Genomic DNA, 2,617 nt, shown 5'->3' with positions numbered 1-2,617 from the left:
CCTGATTCGCATGCCCCATGCAGACCCCGATCTGTAGGGGGAAAGCACCATGCGTACCGCGTGCCTTCCGATGCTAAACCGCTGGCTTCGGCATCTGCTGGTACTTCGAAGGATAAGCATGCACTTCCCCCTGCATAACCGTGTCCTCACTGGCTCTCTTCTATTGCTGCTGCTCCTGGGCGGCTGCGGCGGAGGTGGTGGCAGCGCAGGGGGTTTCCCTGCCGCAGTCGCCCAGAGCACGAAGCCCGCGACAGCGGCGTCGCAGTCGGATCCTTCATGCACCGCGATCACTGCGAGCGGTTCCGTCGTCGTCGGCTCAGGCCTTCCTGGTGACCCGGCGGCCCCGGAACTCGCGTCGGGCTACCGCACCGGCATGCAGGCTGTTTCTGCCAAGAGCTTCATGGTGGTGGCGGCCAACCCACTCGCCAGCAAGGCCGGGTGCGACGTGCTCAAGTCCGGCGGCACCGCGGCCGATGCCGCGGTCGCCGTGCAGGCGGTGCTCGGTCTGGTCGAGCCGCAGTCCAGTGGCCTCGGTGGCGGTGCCTTCTTGCTGCACTATGACGCCCGGACCCAGGTGGTGCAGACCTACGACGGGCGCGAAACGGCACCGGCTGCTGCTACCGAGAACCACCTCCGCTGGATCGATGACCTGGCCGACCGCACCACGCCACGCCCGAGCGCGCGCGCGAGCGGCCGGTCCATCGGCACCCCGGGCGCGGTCCGCATGCTCGAGCTGGTGCACCAGGAGCACGGACGTAAGCCCTGGAAGAACCTGTTCGATGCCGGCATCGACCTCGCGGACAACGGCTTCAAGATCCCGGGGCGGATGGCAGATGCCATCGCCGGGGCGCGAACCAACCTGATCAGAGACGCCGAAGCGGCAGCGACCTACCTGAATCCGGACGGCTCCGCCAAGGCACTGGGGACAGTGCTGACGATTCCCGCCTATGCGCAGACGCTGAGGGCGCTCGCGCAGGGTGGCGCAGACGCCCTCTACACTGGCCCGATCGCCCAGGACATCGTGGCCAAGATCAACATGACCACCAGCGCCGACGGCAACACGCCGATCACGCCGGGCAAGACCACGCTGGCCGACCTGGCGAACTACCGGGCCAAGAAGCGCGATGCGGTTTGCACCACCTACCGTTCGTATTGGGTCTGCGGCATGGGGCCGCCGTCTTCCGGTGGCATCGCGGTAGCCCAATCGCTGGGCATCCTGGAGAACTTCGACCTGAGCCAATACCCGCCCACCAACGTGGACAACGACGGTGGTCGGCCGCAGACGATGGCCGTGCACCTCGTCTCCGAAGCCCAGCGCCTGGCCTATGCGGACCGCGACAAGTACGTCGCCGACACCGACTACCAGCCGCTGCCTGGCAATGGCGTGCCCACCATGGTCGACAGGGACTACCTGCGCGGCCGCGCCGGCCTCATCAACCTTGCCACCAGCATGCACACGGCGCAGCCGGGCAACCTCGGCCCGATCCCGGCCGGCATCATGCCGCCCTCGCCCGAGAACGGCACCACGCACATCACGATCGTGGACCGGGACGGCAACGTCGTGTCGATGACCACCACGGTCGAGTCGGGCTTCGGCTCGTATCACATGGCGCGCGGGTTCATGCTCAACAATCAGCTGACCGACTTTTCCGCCGCGCCGACCGACGCCAGCGGACTGCCGATTGCCAACCGTGTTCAATCAGGCAAGCGCCCGCGCAGCTCGATGGCGCCCACGCTCGTGTTCAGCAAGGCGGCGGACGGCTCCCGCGGCGATTTCGTGATGGCCACAGGCTCGCCGGGCGGCTCCGCGATCATCCAGTACGTGACAAAGACCTTGGTAAGCGCGCTGGACTGGAACTTCGATGCGCAGCAGGCGAGCGCGATGGTGAACTTCGGCGCCTCCAACAGYCCGACCACYTCCATCGGCGGCGAGCATCCGAAAATCGATGCCACCAACAACGGCGCCAACGATCCATTGGTGACGGCACTGCGCGCGATGGGGCATACCGTGAACGTCGGTGCGCAGTCGAGCGGCGTCGCCACGATCATCCGGCTCCAGGATAAGAAAGGCACTTTGCAGGGCGGCGCCGACCCACGTCGTGAAGGCTTGGTCCTGGGGGACACGTTCACGCCTTAGAGCGGTCTGCCGGGGGTGGTCAATCGAGCGCCGTTGGGACTCTGCCGAAATCGAGGCCGCTTAGCGCAAGCGGGCAAGCGGTCGCGCGACAGAGTGGCCAATGTCGGCCGGGTAGTAACTGACCGGAGCGACCAGTGACGCCCGTCGGGAAGATTTGGCCGACTCGATCGAGGTCGCGGACCAAGCTTGGTTGCGGCTCGCCCTGATCTCGAAGGCGCTGTAGGACGAACTTTCCATGCTACGTCAGACCCGTTTTCGGTGTAAGTAGCCGTGCGCGATTTCAGCGTTAAGGCTTCGTTCACGCAGCGTGCTTAACATTTGATCTTCCTCCGTAAGCGGCCAGTCTCCCCACCTTGAGATCAGAGGCCAAGCCGGAGACCATGCTGTCCACCTAAGTTAGCTGGACATCTATGGACGTCAATCCGAAGCAACGCCGCCGGCACAGCGCGGCGTTCAAGGCGCAGGTTCTGGCCGCCTGCG

The 2,617-nt window shown here is 65.7% G+C and carries 1 protein-coding gene; it reads left to right on the top strand.

Features of this window, described 5'->3' with window-relative positions; genetic code table 11:
* Positions 1-118 precede the first annotated feature (118 nt).
* Positions 119-2,137 carry a gamma-glutamyltransferase family protein gene (locus AC1DF3_RS36710; RefSeq protein WP_478142773.1) on the top strand — a complete coding sequence of 673 codons (2,019 nt, stop codon included), beginning with the start codon at positions 119-121 and terminating at the stop codon, positions 2,135-2,137.
* Positions 2,138-2,617: the final 480 nt, after the last annotated feature.

The sequence above is a fragment of the Variovorax sp. 10N432 genome (genome assembly GCF_056394465.1).
The sequence above is the reverse complement of the archived record's forward strand: the minus strand, read 5'-3'. Positions and strand labels throughout refer to the sequence as shown.